Here is a 23,617-nt window from a genome sequence, read left to right as displayed (position 1 = left end):
ACTAGGTGACTACTTATATTGAAGCCGTTTATCGGCTCATTATCAATCAAATCTTATTTGTTGCTTGTGCTGCAAGCAGCACATCGCACATCTGGCATTTTTATGATGCATTACTTTACATTGTTCAGTTTTCAGGGAACGTTGTGCAAGCTGCACTAGTGTCACGTGCATACCATCAATGATATGTCTTTTCAGGCTTAATGGTGCGCAGTTCTTACGTGACAGCTTTTATATATTACCACATCAGTATTAATGTGTCAATATATTTTTCAGTATTTTTATGTCGTACGTTTTGCGACTTCTACATAGTATCATATATCAACTTGGGTGTCAATGGCTTTCTTGGCTGTAAGCATATCGGCAGTACTCAACCGAGCGGATAGTAAGATAATAAGATTGTTTATAAGTTGTCACTTAGGAAAACAGCTGTTGACCACTCAATATGATCAACAGCTGCCATTTACTATTCGCGATGGCGCATGTGTGGAAACAAGATTACGTCTCTGATAGAGTAGGAATCGGTTAAAAACATAACCAGGCGATCAATCCCAATACCTAAGCCACCTGTTGGCGGCAAACCGTACTCAAGCGCATTAATGTAATCCTCGTCCATCATATGGGCTTCATCGTCACCGGCCATTCGCTGAGTCAATTGGTCAGCAAATCGTCCATGCTGATCGATTGGGTCATTGAGCTCCGAAAAACCGTTGGCAATCTCGCGCGCAAATATAAAAGCTTCAAAGCGATCCGTAATATCAGGATTATCCTTGTTACGTTTAGCTAGCGGCGATATTTCAGTAGGATGTCCAATAATAAAGGTCGGTTGAATCAGGTGCTGCTCACAGACTTCTTCAAAAACGTTATTTAAAATGCCACCAATACCATGTTTCTGCTCATACCTGACACCAAGCTTATCCGCTACAGCCCGAGCCTCAGCTACAGTCTTAACTTCATTAAAGTCTACCCCGGAGTATTTTTTGATGGCTTCAGGCATTGTAATGCGATTCCACGGCGGTGTAAGATCAATCTCCTGACCCTGATAAGTAATCTTGGTAGTGCCAAGAACGGCTTGCGCAACTCCAGCTACCACTTCCTCAGTCAACCGCATAACATCCTGGTAGTCGGCAAAGGCCTGATAGAGTTCAAGCAAAGAAAATTCAGGGTTGTGTTTAACTGAAACGCCTTCATTTCTAAAGACCCGACCAAGTTCATAAACTTTTTCAAAGCCGCCGACAATCAGCCGTTTCAGGTACAGTTCAGGGGCAATCCGCATAAACAATTTCATATCAAGTGCATTGTGATGGGTAATAAACGGACGTGCTGCCGCCCCTCCCGCAATCGGGTGCATCATTGGAGTCTCAACTTCCAGGAAATCGCGTTCATCTAGTAGTTGCCGGAAAGCTTTGATGATTTTGCTACGCATAACAAAATTCTTGCGTACATCAGGGCTTACTATTAAATCAAGATAGCGTTGACGATAACGCATTTCAACATCTTTAAGGCCATGCCATTTTTCCGGCAGAGGCCGAAGTGATTTAGCCAAGAATTCAAACCCATTGGCTTTCACACTGATTTCACCTTTTTGCGTTGTAAATACCACGCCTTCGACACCTATAATATCACCGATATCTAAAAGCCGGAACTGCTCGTAAGCAGTGTCTCCCATTACATCCTGACGAAAATAGATCTGAATTCGCCCTGACATATCCATAACATGGCCAAAACTGGCTTTCCCTTGCCTGCGCACAGCCATTAACCGGCCAGCAACTCTTACAGTTTGTCCTTCTAATTCAGCATAGTTATCATGAATCGTCTGAGCATGATGTGTAAATTCATATTTACGGCCAAAAGGCTCAATACCATAGGATGCAATCTTATCTAATTTCTCCCGGCGAACCTTCATGAGTACATTAAGTTCTTCTGTTGTTTGCTCTTGATCTTGGGTTACTTCTGATTCTGCCATGTTGCGTTCTCCCCTGTCTCTCACTTTGTCAAATTAATGCTGGCGTCTAATCTCCATAATTTCATATTTCAGCATACCAGCCGGAACATTTACTTCCACTACACTGCCGACTCTTTGTCCAAGTATGGCCTGACCAACAGGCGATTCATTGGAAATTTTAGATTCAGCAGGGTCTGCTTCAGCTGAACCGACAATGGTATATTCAAGGTCATCATCAAATTCAAGGTCTTTTAGTTTAACAGTTGAGCCTAACGCAACAACATCTGTGCCAACTTCACCTTCATCAATGACTTTCGCATTACGCAGGATTTTCTCCAGGGTCAGAATTTCCCCTTCAATGAAAGCCTGCTCGTTTTTCGCATCCTCATATTCAGAGTTTTCACTGATATCGCCAAATTCAATCGCTTGCTTAATACGTTCAGCCACTTCCCGGCGGCGGACTGATTTTAAATGATCAAGTTTATGCTCGATTTTTTTCAATCCGTCTATTGTTAGCATAACGTCTTTTTCCATGATGTCATTCTCCTCTTTATTATTAAATATTCGGCTAATTTCTTTTCAAATATTCTAAATAGACTTTGTAGATAGTGTATTCGCTTTTACGTAAAAATTTCCACCCTCTCTGAGGAAAATTCCACAGATGCATGACTTAGGCAATATAAATAGTGTCAAGTAGAAACTTGACACTGTGGGTGGTAAGAGGCAGCCTGCCGTTATGAAGGTCATCCTCTATTTTTCATTATTATAGGCATAAATAGATCTTTTGTCAATATTTTCTAAAGTACTCCTTTCTGCATCTGACTGACATTAGCAACTGCATTAGCTCTAATCAAACCTAGCTCCTGTGGTGTAATAGCCCGTTCGAAACTCCGAAATCCGGCTAATTTAAAACCATGTTTAATAGCCAATTTATCAATTGTCTCAACTTGTTTTACGGTCAGATCCCGTCCTAGTGTAAAGTTTTCATAGCGGCCTTCAAGCGCTAAGATCATTGTTTCAGCCATGCAGGCATATGCTGTTTTCGGTGGAAATCCAAAATTCAGACCAAAATCTACATCACCAGGAATTTCGACAACCCCGCCCTCAATAACCAACACATCATTGCGCATTTCAGCGACCCGGCGAGATACGTTGCGCGGCCTGGCTACATCACAAACAATTGCTCCTGGCTTTAAATCCTCTGGCTCAATAATGCTATCAATAGCGCTGGTTACAGCTACAACAACGTCAGCGTTTCTAATAGCATGTTTAGTATTTGCCGTTACCCGCACGGCTAACCCTGATGCCTTTAAAATTTGCTTAGCAATTTTATCCAGTTTAATTTCATCCCTGGCAGCCAATGTCAGATACCGCACCTCACGAGCTAAAATCTGGGCGCAGGCAGCACCGATAGCGCCAGTCGCCCCTAGAATCAGTACATTGGCCCGCTCCAGGTCTATCCCCATTACTTTAGCTGCCTGGCGTGTTCCTTCCAGGGCTGTAGCTACCGTATAACTGTTGCCGGTGGTTACTGCGATCTTTAAATTCTTGGCTACAGTTATGCCAGCATCGCCAACAATAGAGGTAAAAGCACCTAAGCCAACAATCTGAGCACCCATTTTTTCTGCAACTTTTCCAGCTTTTATAATTTTCTGGGTAACATACTTTTCTGGCATAGCCATCATCTGCCGGGATGTTAGCGGGCAGCCGACAAACCACCCCTCAGCAGTATTATGCCCCGAATCTATACCGCTGATATGCGAAACTTTAAATGGCGGTATGTATTTAATAATCCCTTCTACCAAGCCATCTGACCAATTACGGGTAAAGGAAAATTTACGGCTAAAATCTTTGGCCTCAAGCGGATGAACTACAAAAGCAAATTTTTGCAAATACATGCGCCTCCTTATGTGAGTTTTTTAACTCTAGGTTCAATGCCAGTTTGTTCAATAAGGCAGACATACTCCTCTGCGGTCAGTTGTTCCGGTCGTTTACCTGATAAAGCTGTCAACACCCCTTCTAAAATATTAGTACCGAAAGAGCGCCCCCCCATCTCCGGGGTAGTAGTCACCAGTGTACTAACGCCACGTTGCTTTAACAATACTTCATCATCCTTGGTTACGGTATTGGTAATGACAAGTTTATCGCGCATATTATCCGGCATATACCGCCTGATAAAGTGGAAGTCACCGGCAATAATAGCAGCATCACGGAAGTAAGTTTCAAATCTAGGCGTCATTTGTGTCTGCTTGTCGCCTGTAGGATAGAATAAACTAACCGGAAGTTGTGTAACAACAGGTGCTACAATACTCGCTAATCGTGCTAAACCCTTAAGAGTATTAATAGGTATCGGCAATCCCAGCCCAAACATTAAATCACCAAATACAGTCCGGCTGCCGGCGCCTACCAGGGCTTCTGCTAATCCAAACCGGTCAACCGCACATACGACAAGAGCCTGTTTATCCTTAAAATCCATCCCGTGTTTGGCTTCAAGATGAGGAATAACGCGCCGTTCCAGTGTATTCTTTATCGCACTACCGTCAACTACTGGTGTTTTTTTGGCATTAGCGGCCAGTGCTGCCGATTCCCGAAATGTATACCGCTTACTGCCAGCATATATGTATAGGTCGGTACCGCCAAGTCCAATGGCATCAACCTGACCATCCATCTCACGAATCAGCCGGGCAGCAACCTGTTTATCACCGTCTGTACCAATTCTTTTAATCAAAAATTCTTGGCCGCCAAATTCAGCTGATGTAATACCATTGCGTTTTGATGAACCAAGACTGATGCTTACTACCTGTTTCATCTTGTATCCTCCCGGTTAAAACCGGAGCTGTCTGATAAGAACACGAATTTCCTCCGGATTGACATATTTATCTTCAGCAATAGGGGATTCACCAATTTGTACCCCTATTACCGCTTTGTCCAGCATAGTCTCGATTAGCTTAATCCTCATGTTTGAGCCAATAATAATCACTATGTCATATTTGCGGACATTGCCGATAATTTCCATAATAGTATTAAATAGCTCTATACCACTTTTGGTTTGAACAAAATCCCAACGCTCCTGTTCGGACAAAACAAGGCAAAAGTCAATGCCTTCCTGCCTGGCCACAGAGTATATTTCCTGACAGTTTTTTAAGGGAAAACCAATGAGAGCCACACGGCCGCCTTTGCGAATCTCGCCAATTGTCTCAAGACGCGAAACAAAAGTGCGATCAACGCCAATCTGCCCTGCCACCTCTTGCTGTGATAGGCCATCTCGCCGCAGATCCAGAATGCGATCAATGGTCTGGTGAATTTTCTGGCGGTTGACAATCTTATCGCCAATTCGTAGCAACACAGCTTGTTCATCTCCCACTTAGTATATGTGCACAAGGTTGTGTACATACATATTCTAGCATTTTTTTTGCCTATTAACAAGTTTTTCCATATACTGGTCGAAAAAAAATACCGTTATCCCCATGGTTCAAAGGGAAAACGGCTAATTACTTTCTTATAAGTTTCAAGCTTTAATAATGTATCATCATGTGCCATGCCTTTTTTGAGCCCTTGTAATACACGAATCCCTTGCTGCATTGTAATCCCCATATCACCGGTGAGCTGAGACATGGTAGCACGACGGGCTTTATCCAGTGATTCATTTAGCGACTTTCCGGCCTGTATGTTACCAACAAACTCCTGGGCCAAATAAAATTGCGCCAGGTTGGTCATTGGGTTACCACAGGCACCGCTGGCTGTCAATCCCAAGGCTTCAGGTAAAGTATGTTTAATACTAAACTCAACTGATTTTTTTAGTTCGTCTGTTTCCCGGCTCATGGCCTCAACCAGGGTACGGGCCGTGCATAAACCGAACGTAGTTAAGGCCCTGATAACTGAGTGTTCAATTGTGTGAGCCTGCTCAAGTTCTACCAACCCGCCTAGGTTAGCCGTTATGCTAATTTCCTGGCCTGTCTCAAGGTCAGTACCGTAGACCGTGACAGGAATATCGCTTTTATCGCGAAACTCGGTATACCCGCCTTGAGGTGACCAACCGGCACCTGAGATTGCGGGATATTCTTTTCGCATTTTTTTGAGGTTGATATATTCGACATCATTAGAATAGATATAGCTCCCGGCAGTCCGCATTGTGTACCAGCGCGCATGGCCTCGCCCTTCCAGTTTGGCCATAAGTACAGGTAATTCATTTCCTGTGTCATCGACAGCTACATGATTCCAGATATTAACAATGCGAACAATTACGCCAACCGGGTATAAACCCTGTTCTTCAATAAGCCACGGACAAATGAGGATTTCTCGTCCTACCCCGACATCTAAGAGCAGTTGTCCGCCGTTTTCTATGATAAACATTCCGGTGATTGTTCCGCCCTCAGGCCTAGGCAGTATGCCATTGGCGACGGGCATGATTAGCATATCCATCCTTATCCTCCACGGAAACTGCTTATAAACGCCCATCTGCGTTGTTGCTCCTCAAAACAATTGTTTGCGTACGACTGTACGCGGCACTGCTTGTTTTTCCGGTGCGCCTAGCAGCTGGACATTTCTAAGCAGTTTCCGGCTTTTACACATTAACAAATTTAAATTATAGTATCGCGATAATTTTCCATGATCTGTATAAAGTCTTCTCTGGTGGCGGCCTGGTTGAATTTTAGCCTGAGTTCAGCTGAGCTGGGCAGGCCTTTGGTGTACCAGGCGGCATGACTGCGCATCTCTCTGATACCGGTGTATTCGCCCTTGTGGTCGACGAGCATGTCAAGCTGCCGCAGCAGCATGTCGATCCGTTCACCGAGCGTTGGCAGTGATAGCATTTCGCCGGTTGTCAGGTAATGGGCAACCTGCCGGAATATCCAGGGATTTCCCTGCGCTCCCCGCCCTATCATTATGCCATCACAGCCGGTCTCAGTCAACATACGCTTGGCATCCTGCGGGGTACGAATATCGCCATTGCCGATAACAGGAATGGCGACAGCTTGCTTTACCTCCCTGATAATTGACCAATCGGCCTGCCCGGAGTAAAATTGCTCCCGGGTACGGCCATGCACACTAACAGCTGCAGCGCCTGCCTGCTCGGCTAGTCTGGCAATCTGAACAGCATTTATGCTGTTTTCATCCCAGCCTTTGCGGAACTTAACAGTAACCGGTATGGTATCAGCAGCCTCAACAACTGCAGCAATGACGCGACAGGCCAGCTCAGGGTTACGCATGAGCGCCGAACCCTCGCCGTTTTTTGTAATTTTCGGGGTGGGGCACCCCATATTAATATCAATAATATTTGCCCCTGACGCCGCGACAATACGGGCCGCTTTGGCCATGCTTGCAGGCTCTGAGCCAAAAATCTGCAGAGCGACCGGTCGCTCCCGCTCATCAATTGCCAGCAGCTTTTTGGTGTGGGCATTGTCATAGATAAGCCCCTTATCACTTACCATCTCAGAATATACCAACCCACAGCCCATTTCCTTAGCTAACAGCCGGAACGGCAAGTCAGTAACACCCGCCATAGGGGCTAGGATTACCGGATTGGTAAGCTTAATATGACCAATGTGCATATATTCCTCCTTAACCAGTCTCAAAAGGCGGCCTTTAAAGGCCGCCTTGGGTCATTATTTACCGGTTTCGTTCATAAATAAGCCTGAGTCCCTCCAGAGTTAAGAAGGTATCTACTTTATCAATGGTTCGCGATTCCTGGGCAATCAGGTTAGCCAGCCCCCCGGTAGCAATAACAGTTACCTGCTGACCCAGTTCATCACGCATACGACGAACAATCTCATCCACCTGACCAACAAAACCATAAATAATACCTGATTGCATACTGTTTATTGTGTTGCGACATATTACACTTTTGGGTTTAATCAGCTCGATGCGCGGCAATTTAGCCGCCCGCTGAAATAAGGCTTCAGTTGCAATACCAATACCTGGGGCAATCGCCCCCCCCAGGTAATCGCCATTTTCAGCTAAAGCACAAAACGTAGTAGCAGTACCAAAATCAACAATGATCAATGGACCACCATATTTCACATAAGCAGCAATGGCATTTACAATACGATCAGCGCCGACTTCGCGCGGATTCTCATATTTAATACAAATACCGGTCTTAATGCCAGGACCTACGACAAGTGGTTCAACATTAAAATACCGCTGGCACATCCTGGTCAGGGGGACCACAAGCGGTGGAACAACCGAAGAAATGACGATAGCTTCAATATCTTCCATCTTTAACCCGCGATAGGTAAACAGGTTGTAAATAAGAACACCATACTCGTCACCGGTTTTTTGCTTATCTGTGGAAATACGCCAGTGATAATTAAGTTCTATTCCCTCGTAAACCCCCAAAACGATGTTGGTATTGCCAACATCAAACACTAATAACATGAGTAACCCCCTATATAGGCTATAGGCCGTATCTGTCATACTCTGAAATGACCTCTAGTTTGATTAATAGTTATTATTGTACCTTAAAAGCGGGGAAATTGTAAATATACGACTAAATTCGGCAACGCCCTCAGGCTGGCTGTTTAGTAGTAACAAGTCCGGTTTTTAAAAGTGCCCGTCGAACCCGCACCCCAACATACACAGCCATCGCCGCCTTAACAAGGTCTAACGGTAAAAAGGGCCATACGGCTAAATTGAGCGCTCTTTCCAGTGGCATAGCCTTATGCAGTACATATTGGAAAGACAGCATAAAGCCTGCCAAACCAATACCATAAATGATTATCAGGCCTGCCATCATAGCAACGGCAGTGTATTTATAGCTCAATTCAAAGTGTTCCGCAACATACCCCACAATATACGTGCAGACAAAGTAACCAAGAATATAGCCGCCGGTTGGACCAATTAAAACAGCCGCCCCGGCTTTTCCCTGAGCAAACACCGGCAAGCCGAATATGCCAAGAACCACCCACACAGCAACACTAGCCGGCCCCAAACGTTTACCTAATATCATGCCTGCCAGCAATACAAACATAACCTGCATGGTAATTGGTACAGGACCGAGAGGAATGGAAACCTGCGAGCTTACCGCAAGCAGTGCTGCAAATAAGCTTGTAAGAGCCATATTTTTAGTGTTCATACTTACCTCCTTAATATGCGGCTTATTATTGTCCAGTCAGGGCCGGGCGAATAGAGACATCCCCGGCCAGTACCCGTTCAAGCCCTTGCGGAGTCTCAATTAAAAGCGCGCCATCAGCATCAATATCAATAGCTACACCAGTAAAGCTGCGATCAACTCCGCGGACATCCACTTGCTGACCGAGCGTTATTGACTGGCTCTTCCAATCAGCAAGCACTGGCACAAAGCCTGATGTTTTAACAACATTATAGACATTCTCTAATTCAGCAAGAATGGCCGTAAGCAGCTTAACCCTTGGAACCTGGTGACCGGAGGCAATCGACAGGGAAGTAGCCGTTGCAGCAATCTCACTGGGAAACTCCTGCGGTTCAATATTTACATTGATCCCCATACCAATAACGATGTGGTTAATGGCATCCATTTCAGCACTCATTTCCGTAAGAATACCCACTACTTTGCGGCCATTACACAATATATCATTAGGCCATTTAATGCCGCAGCCGGCGCCTGTCACCTCATTGATAGCCCTGTTAACAGCAACGGCGGCCATTAACGTGCATTTTGCAGCCTCCATCGGGCCAAACGGCGGCCGCAGCACAACAGATAGCCAAATTCCTTTGCCGGGCGGTGAAAACCAGCCTCTGGCTAAACGGCCTCGCCCGCTTCCCTGAGCTTCCGCTACAACAATTGTCCCTTCCTGGCAACCGTTTGTTGCTAGCCTTTTGGCTTCATTATTCGTTGAATCAGTCTCACTGAAATAGTGGATTTCCCGCCCCAGGATATCACTTGTCAGCTGGGCTTTAATCTCTGCCGGTAACAGTCTATCGGTATTTTGCCGCAGTGCATATCCAAGCCGGGGATGGGCTTCAATCTCATAACCATCCTCTTTGAGTGCCCGGATGTGTTTCCACACCGCTGTTCTTGATACCTTTAGAGTGTGCGAGATATCCTCGCCTGAAATATACTGTCCGGAATTATGCTTTAAAACCTCAAGTATTGCTGTCCGCAATGTTACTCACCCCACACGCCTTATTGTTATCCTAATAATAAAATACTGGTTGACGATTGTCAATCAGCCATTATCTCATCATACCGCATTTACAACCTTATCCGGAATATGATAGCATTTCTATAGCAGACACTATATATAAGAGATGTGGGGTGGCGCTTATGGAAGTGATTAAGGTACTGGTGGCCGATGATGAGCCTAATATAACTGAAGTCTTGCAGCTTTACCTGGAACAAGAGGGATTTAAAGTGTTCACAGCCGCCGACGGCCAGGAAGCACTGGCTATCGAAGAGGAACACTGCCCTGATTTGCTAATTCTTGATGTCATGCTGCCCAAGCGTTCAGGCTGGGAAATATGTGAAGCCATTGAGCGCAATGTGCCTGTCATCTTTTTGACAGCCAAAAGTGGGGAAACAGATAAATTAACCGGATTCTCACTGGGAGCTGACGACTATATTACCAAACCATTTAGCCCCCGGGAGGTTATGGCCCGCGTTAAGGCCGTGCTACGCCGCAGTGGTTTGATCAGCGAAACCGGTGCCCGCCTGGAATTCCCCGGTCTTATTATTGATCAAGCTGCCCAGGCTGTTCAAACCGGCAGTCAACACACAGCATTGTCACCAAAGGAGTTTGAACTGTTGATCTTTCTAGCCCGTCATACAAAAATGGCGTTTTCCCGTGACCAACTTTTAATCAATGTCTGGGGCTATGACTTTGACGGAGCCGATCGTACAGTCGATGCCACCATTAAGCGCTTGCGCCAAAAAATTGATAATCCTGAATATAGCTATATCCATACCGTGTGGGGAATAGGTTATAAATTTGAGGTAACCAACAAATGACCAGATCTATTTTTGGCAAACTACTGCTTTCTCACTTGGTCATTATCCTGGTTAGTATGCTAACCATGGGGTTGTTGATGTCCTATCTGGTGCGCGACCATGTCATCGAAAACAAACGCCGCGACCTCTTAGCCAAAGGCAGTGCTGCCGTAACAATAGTAACACCGCTACTAACAAACGGGCAAAAACCCTCTGCTGCATTGCTTGATGCAATGAGTGACATGGCTGGTGGTGATATCTGGATTATGGACAAAACCGGCCAGATCATCGCCGGTCAACCACCGGCACGTTGGAAAAGCAGGCACCTTAAAAACCTGGCAGAATTTTGGAACACTGCCGATTGGCAGGATGGCAGCGGTGCCCAGAAGATATTGAAACCACGTCGACTCCGCGAGCCAGCCATAATCGCTGCCCTTCCCCTGCCGGCGGCAGGTTCCGGCCAGCAGACAGCGCTCTTTCTCTTTTCACCGGTAACAGGTGCTACCCGTACAGCCCTGGCGCTTGAACAGTTGCTCCTCTATTCACTGGGAGCCGGTATTCTAGCTGCTGTTCTAATTGGCTTGCTAATGGCCCGCAGCCTGACCCGCCCGCTTGCTGATATCAGCCGGGCAGCCGCCGCATTTGCCGGTGGTGATTACCAAAGCCGTACCAATGCTATCAAGTCTGATGAAATAGGCCAGCTTGGCCGTACCTTTAACAGCATGGCATCAGAGTTGGCTCAAATAGAGCAAAACCGCCGTGAATTCTTGTCAGATGTTTCGCACGAACTAAAAACTCCAGTTGCGTCTATCCAGGCTTTAGCAGAAACAATGCTGGACGGACTAGCCAAGAAACCTGAGCAGCGGGAACGTTATCTGGCAAGCATTGTCGGCGAAACCAAACGCATTGGCCGTCTTGTTGGCGATTTACTGGACTTATCCCAACTTGAGTCCGGCGAACTGACTATTGTCCGCGAAAAAATTTCACTGTCAGAGCTAATTACTGTCCACTGCACCAAGCTGATGCCCTTTCTTGAAGCGAAATCGCTGATAATTACAACAGAACTGCCCGAAACAATTCCACCAGTCATTGCCGACCCTGACCGCCTCGGTCAGGTATTAGCTAACCTTTTGACCAACGCCATTCGCCATGCCGATACCGGTTCGATCATCGCTATAACAGCCCATCCCCACCAACAGCAAATAGCGCTAACTGTGAGCAATACCGGACCAGGTATCCCGGCAGAGCATCTGCCCCATATTTGGGAAAGATTCTACCGGGTAGAAAAATCCCGTTCCCGTGGCGACGGCGGCACAGGGTTAGGACTAGCCATTACCAAAAAATTAGTGGAAGCTATGGGCGGCACTGTCAATGCCAGCAGCACACCGGGTGAGATTACTGCTTTTACAATTACTTTACCCGCAAAACAGTAAAAGTCACCCATAAAAATCCAAATGTAACCTTTTCTGTCATAATTTTGTCATATCTCTCCGCTATTCTATACTCAGCAGCTTAACAGCTGATGAGATAGGATCATCAAAATAAATAGTGGAGGGATTTACGTGTTTTCAACAAAATCTCGTACAGCAATTGCCGCTTTTGTTGTAGGTGCTTTTATTCTGGGTGGCATTGCCATTCCCCTGATTGCACAGGCCGAATCAACCACCAAAGACCGGCCTGCTCACCACCGGTGCCATCAGGTTAATCCAGAACAAGCGGCTAAACGTCTGTCAACAGAGTTCGGGTTGGATGAGGCCCTTATTGCCAAATATCAAAAAGAAGGTAAAAGCGTCAAAGATTTGTCCCGCGCCGCCTTCTTTGCCAAAGCCAGCGACAAATCTTTTGAATCAGTGCTAGCCCTCAAAACAGAGACAAATTCCTGGAAGGATGTTGCCAGTACACTAGGCGTCGACAAGGAAAAGGTAAAATCCCTTCGCCAGGAGTTAGCCGCAAAACGCCTATCCCAAAGGTTCAGTCTGGACCAGGGTGACATTCAGAACCTGTTCAACCAAGGTTACCACCACCGCGATATTGCGATGGCCGGACTATTGGCAAAACAAAGCAGCCAAACCATTGAACAGATTATCGCTATGAAAAAGGTCAATAACACCTGGCAGGATGTTGCGACAGAACTTGGCATTGATCTTAAGGCACTAAAAAAAGAAATGAAACAGGCCAGAACAAACAAACATAATCCTACATAATCCCAGGTCGTAAACATAAAAGCGAGATTGCTTCACACACGTTCACCATGACCAGGCTTCTCCTCTAGCCTGCCAGTCATGTGAGCGCCTGTAGCACTCCCGCTTTTTTTATTTTTCAAACCTACCACCGCTCGCAGCTTGACTTACGTTTTTGCCAACACGTCAACCGTCAGCTAAATTACTGCAAACGCAGTCTGGCAATGACACCTGCTACCAAACCATAGATATGCGCTGCCAGGTCAGGTGGTAATGCCCCTGTACCACAGCTGGGCGTCCAAATGATGCTTTGCCGTAGAACAGCAGGATCGATACCCCGCTTGGCTAATTCAGCAGCCTGTTCATCAAAGCGGGCAAGTATTGAAGCCGGTGTCTCCTGCCAAGCCTCCTCAGAGGTGGGTATCAGACCCCAGGCCAGTTTACCGCCCTGCTGCAAGTATCCAGCCAGGCCTTTGGCCTGTAGCGCCATACCGGTAAAGTAATGGTACGAGTCAAAGCTTATCACATCCAGCGGCAGTTCGAAAAGAATCGACCAGTCAATCCCGGCACAAGTATGAACCCCCACCCGGACTCCTTCCTGGTGCAGCGTGTCGATGATAGTGGTGAGCGCAGCAGCTGCTGCTGCTTTAGTCAGTGTTATATGGGTAGATGTATCGATCAAAAACAGGCCGGGATCATCAATAAAAATCAGTACAGGCAAACCGAGTAGCTTAAGGCGTCTAGCCTCAAGTGCAGCCTGCACGGCAAGACATTTTACCAATATATCGCGCAGCGACTCATCATAAAAACAGGCCCGCCCTTGCTCATCTTTAATCTGCAGACCAACAGTCAGCGGCCCGCTGATATGCCCCTTGACGCCTTCAGCCTGGGGGAAATACTGCCCGAAATGACTAATAAAAGCATTCAACCCGGCAAAGGCCTCCCCGGTTAGGGCAAACCCGCCTGAAGCGCCGGCCTCGCCGTTCAGAAACGCCATATACTGTTCAAAGAACTCAGCTACTTTATCCTCCCACCCAGACTCAAGCCGGTCAAAGACAGGATCCTTAGGCGGTGAAAGCGTCAATACACCCAGCTTAATCAGCGGCTGTACATACTGAACAACAAATCCCTGTTCAGGCATCTTGGCCGGCAATTGTGGCCAATGCGGCCAATGTGGCATCGCTTTAGCGATTACTTCGAGCGCGGTTATCTCATCCTGATACGGCAGACTTCCGATTCCGGTAGCCCGGTGTGATTTTAGCCAACTCATAGTATTAACCTCCGCATGTTACGTTAGGAGACGGCTATTGCATTGTTGATTATCCAGACAGAAAAACCGGCTCCTACGTGTTATTACTCTCGATTGAGCAGCATCGCCGCAATAATCGCCGTCAATGGTATGGCACAAATAAGTCCGATACTGCCGGTTAGTGCCCTGGCAAACTCGGTCACAATCAGGTTTAAGTTAAGAATCTTCAGCATTGGTGCATTCTGCTGTGAGGCTATTAACAACATAAGCGGCAGCGAACTACCAGCATAGGCGAGAATCAATGTATTAGACATTGTCCCCATGATATCCCGGCCCACATTCATACCAGCCTGTACCAGTTCTTTAAAGCTAATAGCCGGATGTACGCACTTAACCTCATATACAGCCGAGGCGATGGAGATAGTAACATCCATAACAGCCCCCAAGGCACCAAAGACCATCCCCGCAAACAGTACACCCTGGAAATCGATATTAGACAACGTTGACGCTTTCAACAACATGGCTTCTTCTGAATCAAGTCCGGTCAGATGCATTAGTTTTATCGCCAGCATTGAAAGCAGCCCGGCTATCGCCACCCCACCAATTGTACCCAATACAGCAGCAAGCGTCTTTTTAGACAAGCCGCTTATGACAAGCTGTGTTGCCATTGCAATCACGGCAGCCACTGCCAGCGTTAGAAGCGTTAGACTATACTGATGGACAAGGACCTGGCCAATGAAGAATTTGAAGATAAGCAGCACCGAGAAGGCAATCACGAGTACTGACTTGGCCCCAATTAAGCCGCCAAACACCACCAGTGCCAATACAAACAAGCCTCCTAAGACATATACATAATCGAAACGGTCAAAATCACTGACATAATAACTAGTTTTTCCCAAATCGTGAGTTACTGCGACAACTACCTTATCACCAGGTTTAACTTTTATCTCATACGCCGAATGCTCTGAAACAAAATTAAACGTATCTACAACCTTACCGGTTTCCGGACCACTTGTCAGTTGAATACTGACAAGCTCACCTTTAGCCATCTGATATTGCTTCTGCATTGACTGATCAAGCGGACCGACAAAGACTACGGTCCCCTTCTCATACTCAACCGCCTGGGCAGCAGCCGGAGCGGCATGCGAAACACCGGTTGACAATATCATTACCAAAATTAATAATAGCAGCTTTTTCAAACTAACCCTCCCTGTCAAAACACTACCTACATATTAGCCCACCTAAGAATATCTTGCAACTAAAACCAGCTGCAAATAGTCAAAAAAAACCGGCAGGGTAACACCCTGCCGGTTTAATCGTACCATTAATAGCGCGAATCAGGTAAGCCAAAGCTATAGACAACCTTAGGTCCAGTGCCATCATCAGGCCCATTTTGGGCATTGACGGGCGCCACGTCAACAGGTGGCTGATTATCATCGCTATTATTTTCTTTTTCTATTATTTTGCCCTGGTTTAATAACTGCGCCAGTTCATTTCCTTCAAGTGTTTCCCGCTCTAAAAGAGCATTAGCAACAAGGTGCAGCTTCTCAATATTGTCCTTAAGCATCTCCTCGGTTTTAGCATAGGCGGCTTCAATCATCCGCCGGACTTCTTTGTCAATTGAGTAGGCTACCTCTTCGCTGTAGTTGCGGTCACGGGAAATATCCCGTCCCAGGAAAACCTGCTGTTCCTGCCGGCGGCCAAAGGTAATTGGGCCCAATGCCTCACTCATACCATACTCAGTAATCATCTTACGTGCCAAATCGGTAGCACGTTCCAGGTCGTTTTGAGCGCCTGTACTGATTTCTTTCAGGACAACAGCCTCAGCAACCCGCCCGCCGAGGAGCGTATTCAGCTGCTCAAGGAGTTCAGTCCTCGTTGCATAGTAGCGGTCTTCTTTCGGCAGCATCAGCGTGTAACCCCCAGCCCGGCCGCGTGGAATGATCGATACCTTATGCACAGGATCGGTATGAGTTAACATCATGCCGACAAGCGCATGACCTGCCTCATGATAGGCAGTGAGTTTTTTCTCTTTATCGCTGATAACCTTAGACTTGCGCTCCGGTCCTGCCACAACCCGCTCGACAGCTTCTTCAAGCTCCGGCATTTCGATACGGCGCTTATTGCGCCTGGCAGCCAATAACGCTGCTTCATTGACCATATTGCTCAAATCGGCCCCAGTAAAGCCGGGAGCACGACGTGCCAGCACATCAAGGTCCACTTCCTTGGCAACAGGCTTGCCCTTAGTATGCACTTTGAGTATTTCCAGCCTGCCTTTTACGTCAGGTCGGTCAACCACAATCTGGCGGTCAAATCGACCAGGACGCAACAGAGCCGGGTCGAGAATGTCCGGGCGATTGGTGGCGGCGATGATAATAATACCTTCATTAACACCAAAGCCATCCATTTCAACAAGCAGCTGATTCAATGTCTGCTCCCGCTCGTCGTGGCCGCCGCCAAGGCCTGCGCCGCGCTGCCGGCCAACAGCGTCAATCTCGTCGATGAACACAATGCAGGGGGCACTTTTCTTGGCCTGTTCAAACAGATCCCGTACCCTTGATGCACCAACACCGACAAACATCTCAACAAAATCAGAACCACTGATGCTAAAGAATGGGACACCGGCTTCACCGGCTACGGCACGTGCCAACAGCGTTTTACCGGTGCCAGGCGGTCCAAATAACAGCACCCCTTTGGGGATACGCGCTCCTAAATCATTAAACTTTTTAGGATGCTTCAGGAACTCAACAACCTCTTCCAGTTCCTGCTTGGATTCATCAGCTCCTGCCACATCGCCAAATGTAACCTTGGTTTTCTCTTCGCCATGGAGCTTAGCCCGTGATTTGCCAAAAGACATTACCCGGTTGCCGCCACCCTGTGTCTGCTGCATGATAAAAAACCATACACCAATTAACAAAAGCATTGGCAGAATCGATGAAAAAATAGTCGTCCACCACGGCGGCTGAGGCGGCTGTTCCGCCTTAATATCTACACCCTTATCCCTGAGCTGGTTAATCAGCGTGGGATCATTTGGAGCAATGGTAGCAAACTCCTGCCCATCTTTGAGTTTCCCGCGAATGGTATTCTCAACAATAGTCACCCGCTCAACCTTCTGCTCTTCTACCTGCTTTAGAAACTGGGTATAGCTAATTTCCTGCTTAGGGGTCGTCCGTGATGAATAATAGTCGATTATCGAAATGGCTATAATGATAATCAACAGGTAAAAACTTACATTTCGGAAAAACTTGTTCAACAAGTAGCCCTCCTCTCGCTGGACCACAAAAACGGCGTTAGAAACATGTTACCATTCATATCGCATAATTATAGCATACTAAGTAATAATTGACAATTAAGGAAAAACATTTATCCTGCATAGGCCTCCGGCTTAAGAACCCCGATGAACGGGAGATTACGATATTTTTCAGCATAATCCAGTCCATAACCAATGACAAAGTAGTCGGGAATAGTAAAACCATTGTAGGCAATTGGCACCTCCACTTTACGACGCTCAGGCTTGTTTAACAGGGTACAGATTTTAATGCTGGCAGGCTTACGCGACCACAGGTTCTCCATCAGATAGTTAAGTGTCAGCCCTGAATCAATAATATCCTCGACAATAAGCACATGCTTATTCTCCACGTCCTCGTCCAGGTCTTTTAAAATCCTGACAACGCCACTGGACGAAGTAGCGGCACCATAACTGGAAACAGCCATAAAATCAATAGCTACAGTCTGATTGATAGCCCGGGCCAGGTCAGCCATAAAGATGACGGCACCGCGTAAAATGCCAATCATCAATATTTCTTTGCCCGCATAATCAGCAGTGATCGCTTCACCCATTTCTTTAATCCGGGCAGCAAGCTCTTCCTCACTAAACAATATCTTCTCCACGTCATCCATCATATTATTACTCATATTCAAATTTCCTCCTGTTTAGTAATAGTAAGCTGCAAAATTTTTTTTGTATTGCCAGTGATTCGGCCATGTTCACCCTGGCGATAGCCGGCCACCCAGATGATTTCCTGTTGGTCAGAAATAACCGGAACAGAGTCCCGCTGATGTTCAGGTACCTTCGTGTCAATGAAAAACTCTTTGAGTTTCTTGCTGCCATTAAGCCCGAATGGTCTAAATCGGTCGCCAGGCCGGCGTGCCCGGAGGGTAAGCGGCAAGCAAAGTTTATCAAGATCAAATGCAGCTGTTTCCCGTCCCGGCCTGGCAGACGGCATGGAAACAATTTCTGCTGATAACGCCATGCCATTTACCCTTGTTATGCCAGGTATAGCTACTTGTGCCGGTGCAATATCCACTCCAGGGCCTGCCCCGGTCGTACAATCTGCTCCCACTGCCACTTCCAGTGCCGTATATGTCTTTCTGGCGATCAGTCCCCCTGGCAGTGTCATCTGTGATCCAACTGTACCTAGTAGCGCCATATTAATTAAATTTTCCACATGGACAAAGCTTATTCCTGTCAGGGCGCCGCGTTTTTTCTCGATAACCAGCCGAACACACTCGCGCTGCATTGCCGGGTGCAGCTCAGCCAAAGCCTGGCTGTTAATTGTGGCTTTGCTGCCGTCGTCGCTGATCACTGTTCCCCATAGTTTGGCAGCTTCCAGTAAAATATAGTCATGTTCATCCCCGGCCAGCACCGCCAGCCGCCATAGCGCCTCACGAATGGCCGGATTATAATCGGCCTCCAGGGCTGGCAGCAGATTCAGCCTAACGCGGTTTCTTAAATAGTCAGCCGTAAAATTGGAGCTGTCCTGACGGGGATCTAATTTATGCAGAGCACAATAGTCTTCAATCTCTGAGCGACTTACCGGCAGAAATGGTCTTACAATGCCGCCGCTTAGTGGACGCATCCCTCTAAGTCCGCCACTACCGGCACCGCGCAGCAAATTGATCAACACTGTTTCCACCTGATCATCGCGATGATGGCCTGTTGCAATCCGGGCCCCACCCCAACTGGCGGCTACTTGGCGCAGATACTGGTAGCGCAGTATTCTTCCGGCTTCCTCTGCTGACATTTTATTGGCCTCTTGATAGGCAGGAACATTAATAGACGTCACATGACATTCCAGACCCAGACCAGCGGAGAAATCAGCGACAAATCCTGCTTCTAACGCTGCCTCAGGTCGAAACATATGATTTACATGGGCTACAGCTAAACAAAAGCCATATTCATCTTTCAGTCTGTTGAGCATATGTACTAATGCCAGCGAATCGGGTCCACCCGAACAGGCCGCCAAAACCCGGCTGCCTGGTACAAATAGCTTATGATTATTCACCCATGACTTTACTTTATCAAGCATATTCTATCCCCGGCTCTCTACCTGATAGTCTGTACTTATGCGGGTTAAGCGATACAAAGTAGAACTTACAAAAATGCCAAAAGCAATGGCTCCCCCCGTTAAGAGTGTCAACATACCCATCGCTACTCCCTCATTATACTGACCTTCTACCATAAAGCGCATTGCAGTGTATGCTTCACGGCCTGGTACCAAGGGAATAAAGCCAGGCACAATAAAAATTGTTGCCGGTTTCTTTAAGACTCTGGCTAAGAGTTCAGCGAGCAGCCCCACAGCCATGCTGCCCAGAAAGTTTGCCATAATACTGTTCACACCATTCAAAACGACCAAATACATAACGACCCATCCCACTACCCCGGTAACACTGGCATATATAAGCAGAGTACGGGGAATGCGGTACAATACACCGATAGCAATGCTCATAGCCAAAACCGCAACTACTTTAACAAGAAACATGTTGCCCCCCGTTCAATAAGCACTGACCGCCAAAATGATCACAACACCCATGGATACAGCTACCGCGGTAAGCGCGGCATCCAGGCCACGTGATAACCCACTTAACAGGTCCCCAGCTATTACGTCCCGAATCGCGTTAGTGATCGCTACTCCGGGCACCAGCGGCATGATTCCCCCCACAACAACATTGTCCGGTCTGAGCTCCGGCCATATATATTGAAACAGCATCCCTATCAGTGCCGCTGTCATACCGCCCAAAAACTCAAAGGTAAACTTGACACCATGCAGACGGGAAATAACATGAGCAATATACCGAACAGTCAGCGCGGTAAAGAATGCCGCCATGCTCTCAGCTATGCCGGCATTCAAGAGAATTGCAGCCGATCCGCCGACTACTCCGGATGCCAGCATTGAGGGCACCAGCGAAAATCCGGTTCGTTCTCTGGCAATTTGTTCGAGGTGAGCATAGGCGCCTTGATAGTCTATCCGCCGGTCCGAAAGCTGCCTGGACAATTCATTAACCTTAGCGATACGATCAAGGTTAATCGTACGGTCATGTACCCGCCGCATAATAGTGCTTGTCCTGCCTGTTTTATCGGTCACAGTAACAAACACACCTGTTGGAATAACAAAACTTTCCACTTGCACTGCGCCTAAGGACCGGGCCACATGAAACATAGTTTCTTCTACCCGGCTGGTCTCGGCCCCATTTCTCAGCATAATATCCCCGGACAGAATTGTTATGTCAATTATCTGTTCTAACAGGATTTGCATACTTACCCCCGTCGCAGCCTGTTTTAGTTGTCAATTCGCGCTTGCAGGACTAATCTCCTGCCATAAATTAGACATTATGGTAGTCTTTCCTATGTCAGCGAAAAATAAACGGGGCAAATTGAGTCATGGATTCTTTCCCTGACTCAATTTACCCCAACCACTACTGCACGATCTCCGGCCGCTCAGCCACCCTGGCTACCAGCACGGCCATATCATCTTTTGCCACGCCTCCCGACAGGTCAATCGCCTGTTTTAATAACCTTTCGGCAATATCCTGGGGCCGCTCACTGCTGGTGCGCCGGAGGAAGTTTGCCACCCAGGTTTCCCTGTCGGCACTGCGAGCTGCATCAATGACCCCATCACTTACCATAACAACAATATCACCTGGAGCTAATGTCCGTCTGACAGGTTCGATTTCGACATTCTCCAATATTCCCATCGGCGGTGCGGCCGGATTAATTGTTGTTACCTCCCGGACTCTTTTTATATAGCTTGGCGCCGAACCCACTTTCAGAAACTCTGTTTCACCGGTAAACGTGTCGACCACTGCCATATCCACTGTAGCAAACATATCTCCTGGCATTTTAATCAGCAACATTGAGTTAACAGTCTTAACCGCAGTGTCGACTTCAAAGCCTGCTGCCAGCAGCTGCTGCAAAAACATCACAGCATGTCCGCTCCCGCTAGCCGCGGCTTCACCACTGCCCATACCGTCACTTAAAATGAGAGCCGTTCGTCCCCTGCTAACAGGCTGGGCGACGCAGGTATCACCAGATACCCCGCCTGTTTCTTTAGCCACTGTTGCCATACCTGTTTCCACAAAATAACGCTCCCCCAATTCCATTGTCAGTTTACAGGTCTTGTGCCGTACTTTACTGCCGCATTCAGCATGCAGTGTCATTTTCTCCTGCAATAAGTTGGCTGTAAGCGGCAGAATCGTATTAACGCATTCCCGGGTACCACAACACACATCTTTCTGGGCCTCTACTGTCACCTTGCCCCGTTCGCCAATCACCCGTACCCCACTCAGGGAACAGCCTAACACAGCTGCCCGTTCTGAAAGCATCTCGGCTACCTCAGCGTCTGTCTGCGGCCCCTTTTTTAGCTCTTGGGCCAGATTGCCAATGATGATCCCGGTAGCCTTCATTTGTTCCACAGCCACCAGGCGGCACTCAGTCAGCTTTTTATGCCAATACCAATGTGTCCTGTTGCTTTCTGCCACCTCACTGATAAGGTCAACCAACGCTTGCCGGCTTACACACATTTTTTTTATGGTATCTGGAATGGCATCTGACTTAAGCTTCCCAGCCTCAGCCAGAGCCAGCATATCAAGCATTGCCTGATAGGTCTGGTAAAAATCACGATCCCAGCATTCCCCCCGGCGCTCACACGGACCGCAAACCCTTTCCCCAACAGCCGACAGCATGTGCGCTAACTGTCGATCTTTAATTTTCTCATTATAAGCAGCATTCTCCTTGGTACTGCCTGAGTCAAATGCCCCGGATAAATCTTTAAAAATATCAGCAATATTGGTTAATTTATCTACGGCGGTGTTAATAGCCTGCTGCGCTGCTTCGGCGCTGCCGGCCTCGTCTGTGCAGGTTTCCCGCCATTGGCTCATCCTGGCCGCCGGCACCAGCATAAAAACAGCTCCAGCAACAGATGCCTCTACCAGTGCCAGGAGCAGCTCGCCAGGCTGCCCCAAATATAATACAGCGATAGCACTTCCTAAAATAAAACCTAATAAAACAGCGGCTTTGCCCATTTCCCGGAATAACCCGCCCAACATTCCCGCCAAGGCATACATAGCGATTGACGAAGCGGCATCCCCGTCGCTTAAGCCCACAACCAGTCCGGTAACAATCCCTACTGAAGCCCCCAGCCCGGAACCACCGCTAAAGGCAAGCGTCATTGCAATGAGCGATCCGGCAATATTACGCACACTAAAGTCATATATCGTCAAGCTGCCCAAACCCGCAACAGCGGTGGCCAGCATAATGATGCCACAAATCAGGTTTTCAGCCCCAGCCTGACGAATCTTGCTATTATTCAGGAACAGCGGCGCCCCATATTGAAAAATAAAAGCCAATATCATGCATAACGTTGCATCAAATACCACCAATATCGCGCCATATAGTGACGACTCCCGCCAGGACATAAGCGCCATACCACTCAAAAATACACAGCCAAACATAAACAGTGGGATAGCCTGAACCTTTCTCTCATACCGCGAAAGCTTGTCTGACAAGCGCCAGTAGAGAAGCATTGACAGCAAATAGATAACTCCTTCCTGATAAAATCCTGCACTAAGCACACCGGCCAGAGCCCATACCCCTACAGCAGCTGCCCGCTCGCGGGCTAGACCGGCAATAGCGGCAAATAAAGCCAAACCGAACGGGGCTACCTCCCCCATGAGTGATACCCGCCCGATTAGCAGTGCCAGGAGATTTACCGGCAGGTTGTGCTGGTGAAACAGAGCTCCTAAGCTCAACTTGATCCAGTCAAAGAATTCCCGCCAGGGAAAACCAGGCTTGTCCTCGGACACAGAGTCTGTCGACGGCCGGACAGGCGGCGCCTGCAGCATTTCTTCAGGCAGGTTAATAATAGATACTTTTGGCATGATTTTTCACCCCTGTAAAAAGTGTCTTGCACCGTGTCTAGAATTTTACATATATTACCATTAAAATGTTTGTCTATTTACGTCGCCCTGTCAATAAAAAAATCCGACACAAAAGGTATGCTAATATGCAAAAAAACCACCCGGCCAACATGGCCAAGTGGTTTTCGTTCTATCTCACAGGTATATTATTC

Annotated in this window: 21 protein-coding genes; 3 read left to right on the top strand and 18 right to left on the bottom strand. The window is 47.4% G+C overall.

All coding sequences use genetic code 11. From position 1 onward, the window contains the following. Window positions 1-463: 463 nt before the first annotated feature. The 10 genes from lysS to VN379_RS11440 form a co-directional block, all read right to left on the bottom strand. Window positions 464-1,963, bottom strand: a complete 1,500-nt coding sequence (gene lysS, locus VN379_RS11485) for a lysine--tRNA ligase (protein WP_325533910.1) — start codon at window positions 1,961-1,963, stop codon at window positions 464-466. Between the two features lie 33 nt (window positions 1,964-1,996). Further along, on the bottom strand, window positions 1,997-2,479 hold the full coding sequence (gene greA, locus VN379_RS11480; protein ID WP_325533914.1) for a transcription elongation factor GreA: 483 nt from the start codon (window positions 2,477-2,479) through the stop codon (window positions 1,997-1,999). 260 nt (window positions 2,480-2,739) lie between these two features. Further along, window positions 2,740-3,834, bottom strand: coding sequence for a saccharopine dehydrogenase NADP-binding domain-containing protein (locus VN379_RS11475; protein WP_325533908.1), 1,095 nt, complete (start codon window positions 3,832-3,834; stop codon window positions 2,740-2,742). Between the two features lie 14 nt (window positions 3,835-3,848). Next, a complete protein-coding gene (locus VN379_RS11470) occupies window positions 3,849-4,751 on the bottom strand; it encodes a quinate 5-dehydrogenase (protein WP_325533906.1) in 903 nt (300 codons plus the stop codon). Window positions 4,752-4,766: 15 nt separating this feature from the next. Then, window positions 4,767-5,288 (bottom strand): helix-turn-helix transcriptional regulator, encoded by a 522-nt coding sequence (locus VN379_RS11465; protein ID WP_325533904.1) that lies wholly within the window; start codon window positions 5,286-5,288, stop codon window positions 4,767-4,769. Window positions 5,289-5,401: 113 nt separating this feature from the next. Continuing rightward, window positions 5,402-6,364, bottom strand: a complete 963-nt coding sequence (locus tag VN379_RS11460; RefSeq protein ID WP_325533902.1) for a hypothetical protein — start codon at window positions 6,362-6,364, stop codon at window positions 5,402-5,404. Between the two features lie 158 nt (window positions 6,365-6,522). Continuing rightward, complete coding sequence (gene dusB / locus VN379_RS11455; RefSeq protein WP_325533900.1) at window positions 6,523-7,491, bottom strand: tRNA dihydrouridine synthase DusB; 969 nt, start codon at window positions 7,489-7,491, stop codon at window positions 6,523-6,525. Between the two features lie 58 nt (window positions 7,492-7,549). Further along, window positions 7,550-8,314, bottom strand: coding sequence for a type III pantothenate kinase (locus VN379_RS11450; protein WP_325533897.1), 765 nt, complete (start codon window positions 8,312-8,314; stop codon window positions 7,550-7,552). A gap of 130 nt (window positions 8,315-8,444) precedes the next feature. Beyond that, complete coding sequence (locus tag VN379_RS11445) at window positions 8,445-9,011, bottom strand: biotin transporter BioY (RefSeq protein ID WP_325533895.1); 567 nt, start codon at window positions 9,009-9,011, stop codon at window positions 8,445-8,447. A 25-nt stretch (window positions 9,012-9,036) separates the two neighbouring features. Beyond that, the gene (locus VN379_RS11440) at window positions 9,037-10,020 is read right to left on the bottom strand and encodes a biotin--[acetyl-CoA-carboxylase] ligase (protein ID WP_325533893.1); all 984 of its coding nucleotides are present in this window, start codon (window positions 10,018-10,020) and stop codon (window positions 9,037-9,039) included. Window positions 10,021-10,181: 161 nt separating this feature from the next. Here VN379_RS11440 and VN379_RS11435 point away from each other — a divergent pair, with 161 nt between their 5' ends. From VN379_RS11435 to VN379_RS11425, 3 genes are all read left to right on the top strand, one after another. After that, window positions 10,182-10,862, top strand: a complete 681-nt coding sequence (locus tag VN379_RS11435; RefSeq protein ID WP_325533891.1) for a response regulator transcription factor — start codon at window positions 10,182-10,184, stop codon at window positions 10,860-10,862. Continuing rightward, window positions 10,859-12,274, top strand: coding sequence for a HAMP domain-containing sensor histidine kinase (locus VN379_RS11430; RefSeq protein WP_325533889.1), 1,416 nt, complete (start codon window positions 10,859-10,861; stop codon window positions 12,272-12,274). Before VN379_RS11435 ends, VN379_RS11430 begins: the two co-directional genes overlap by 4 nt. Window positions 12,275-12,403: 129 nt before the next feature. After that, window positions 12,404-13,045, top strand: a complete 642-nt coding sequence (locus VN379_RS11425; RefSeq protein ID WP_325533887.1) for a hypothetical protein — start codon at window positions 12,404-12,406, stop codon at window positions 13,043-13,045. A 178-nt stretch (window positions 13,046-13,223) separates the two neighbouring features. On the opposite strand, the gene VN379_RS11420 is transcribed toward VN379_RS11425, so the two are convergent. The 8 genes from VN379_RS11420 to spoIIE form a co-directional block, all read right to left on the bottom strand. Then, window positions 13,224-14,291: a hypothetical protein gene (locus VN379_RS11420; RefSeq protein ID WP_325533885.1), complete on the bottom strand. Its 1,068-nt coding sequence runs from the start codon at window positions 14,289-14,291 to the stop codon at window positions 13,224-13,226. Between the two features lie 83 nt (window positions 14,292-14,374). Next, window positions 14,375-15,469 carry a YibE/F family protein gene (locus tag VN379_RS11415; protein WP_325533883.1) on the bottom strand — a complete coding sequence of 365 codons (1,095 nt, stop codon included), beginning with the start codon at window positions 15,467-15,469 and terminating at the stop codon, window positions 14,375-14,377. 125 nt (window positions 15,470-15,594) lie between these two features. Further along, window positions 15,595-17,523, bottom strand: coding sequence for an ATP-dependent zinc metalloprotease FtsH (ftsH, locus tag VN379_RS11410; protein WP_325533880.1), 1,929 nt, complete (start codon window positions 17,521-17,523; stop codon window positions 15,595-15,597). A 110-nt stretch (window positions 17,524-17,633) separates the two neighbouring features. Next, window positions 17,634-18,173 (bottom strand): hypoxanthine phosphoribosyltransferase, encoded by a 540-nt coding sequence (gene hpt / locus VN379_RS11405; protein WP_325533912.1) that lies wholly within the window; start codon window positions 18,171-18,173, stop codon window positions 17,634-17,636. Window positions 18,174-18,187: 14 nt separating this feature from the next. Next, complete coding sequence (gene tilS, locus VN379_RS11400; protein ID WP_325533878.1) at window positions 18,188-19,579, bottom strand: tRNA lysidine(34) synthetase TilS; 1,392 nt, start codon at window positions 19,577-19,579, stop codon at window positions 18,188-18,190. 3 nt (window positions 19,580-19,582) lie between these two features. Then, entirely contained in the window at window positions 19,583-20,032 is a 450-nt protein-coding gene (locus tag VN379_RS11395) for a threonine/serine exporter family protein (RefSeq protein WP_325533876.1), read from the bottom strand. A 12-nt stretch (window positions 20,033-20,044) separates the two neighbouring features. Next, complete coding sequence (locus tag VN379_RS11390) at window positions 20,045-20,806, bottom strand: threonine/serine exporter family protein (RefSeq protein ID WP_325533874.1); 762 nt, start codon at window positions 20,804-20,806, stop codon at window positions 20,045-20,047. A gap of 160 nt (window positions 20,807-20,966) precedes the next feature. Continuing rightward, the gene (gene spoIIE / locus VN379_RS11385) at window positions 20,967-23,426 is read right to left on the bottom strand and encodes a stage II sporulation protein E (protein ID WP_325533872.1); all 2,460 of its coding nucleotides are present in this window, start codon (window positions 23,424-23,426) and stop codon (window positions 20,967-20,969) included. Between the last annotated feature and the right edge of the window lie 191 nt (window positions 23,427-23,617).

Origin of the sequence: Sporomusa sp. (assembly GCF_035561255.1) — a bacterium.
Classification (GTDB): Bacteria; Bacillota; Negativicutes; order Sporomusales; family Sporomusaceae; genus Sporomusa.
The sequence above is the reverse complement of the archived record's forward strand: the minus strand, read 5'-3'. Positions and strand labels throughout refer to the sequence as shown.

Coding starts and splice junctions, on each gene's coding strand:
- VN379_RS11470 (WP_325533906.1), bottom strand. CDS start 4,751: ATGAAACAGGTAGTAAGCATCAGTCTTGGTTCATCAAAACGCAATGGT.
- VN379_RS11450 (WP_325533897.1), bottom strand. CDS start 8,314: ATGTTATTAGTGTTTGATGTTGGCAATACCAACATCGTTTTGGGGGTT.
- dusB (WP_325533900.1), bottom strand. CDS start 7,491: ATGCACATTGGTCATATTAAGCTTACCAATCCGGTAATCCTAGCCCCT.
- VN379_RS11435 (WP_325533891.1), top strand. CDS start 10,182: ATGGAAGTGATTAAGGTACTGGTGGCCGATGATGAGCCTAATATAACT.
- tilS (WP_325533878.1), bottom strand. CDS start 19,579: ATGCTTGATAAAGTAAAGTCATGGGTGAATAATCATAAGCTATTTGTA.
- VN379_RS11460 (WP_325533902.1), bottom strand. CDS start 6,364: ATGGATATGCTAATCATGCCCGTCGCCAATGGCATACTGCCTAGGCCT.
- spoIIE (WP_325533872.1), bottom strand. CDS start 23,426: ATGCCAAAAGTATCTATTATTAACCTGCCTGAAGAAATGCTGCAGGCG.
- VN379_RS11390 (WP_325533874.1), bottom strand. CDS start 20,806: ATGCAAATCCTGTTAGAACAGATAATTGACATAACAATTCTGTCCGGG.
- lysS (WP_325533910.1), bottom strand. CDS start 1,963: ATGGCAGAATCAGAAGTAACCCAAGATCAAGAGCAAACAACAGAAGAA.
- VN379_RS11395 (WP_325533876.1), bottom strand. CDS start 20,032: ATGTTTCTTGTTAAAGTAGTTGCGGTTTTGGCTATGAGCATTGCTATC.
- VN379_RS11430 (WP_325533889.1), top strand. CDS start 10,859: ATGACCAGATCTATTTTTGGCAAACTACTGCTTTCTCACTTGGTCATT.
- VN379_RS11445 (WP_325533895.1), bottom strand. CDS start 9,011: ATGAACACTAAAAATATGGCTCTTACAAGCTTATTTGCAGCACTGCTT.
- VN379_RS11420 (WP_325533885.1), bottom strand. CDS start 14,291: ATGAGTTGGCTAAAATCACACCGGGCTACCGGAATCGGAAGTCTGCCG.
- hpt (WP_325533912.1), bottom strand. CDS start 18,173: ATGATGGATGACGTGGAGAAGATATTGTTTAGTGAGGAAGAGCTTGCT.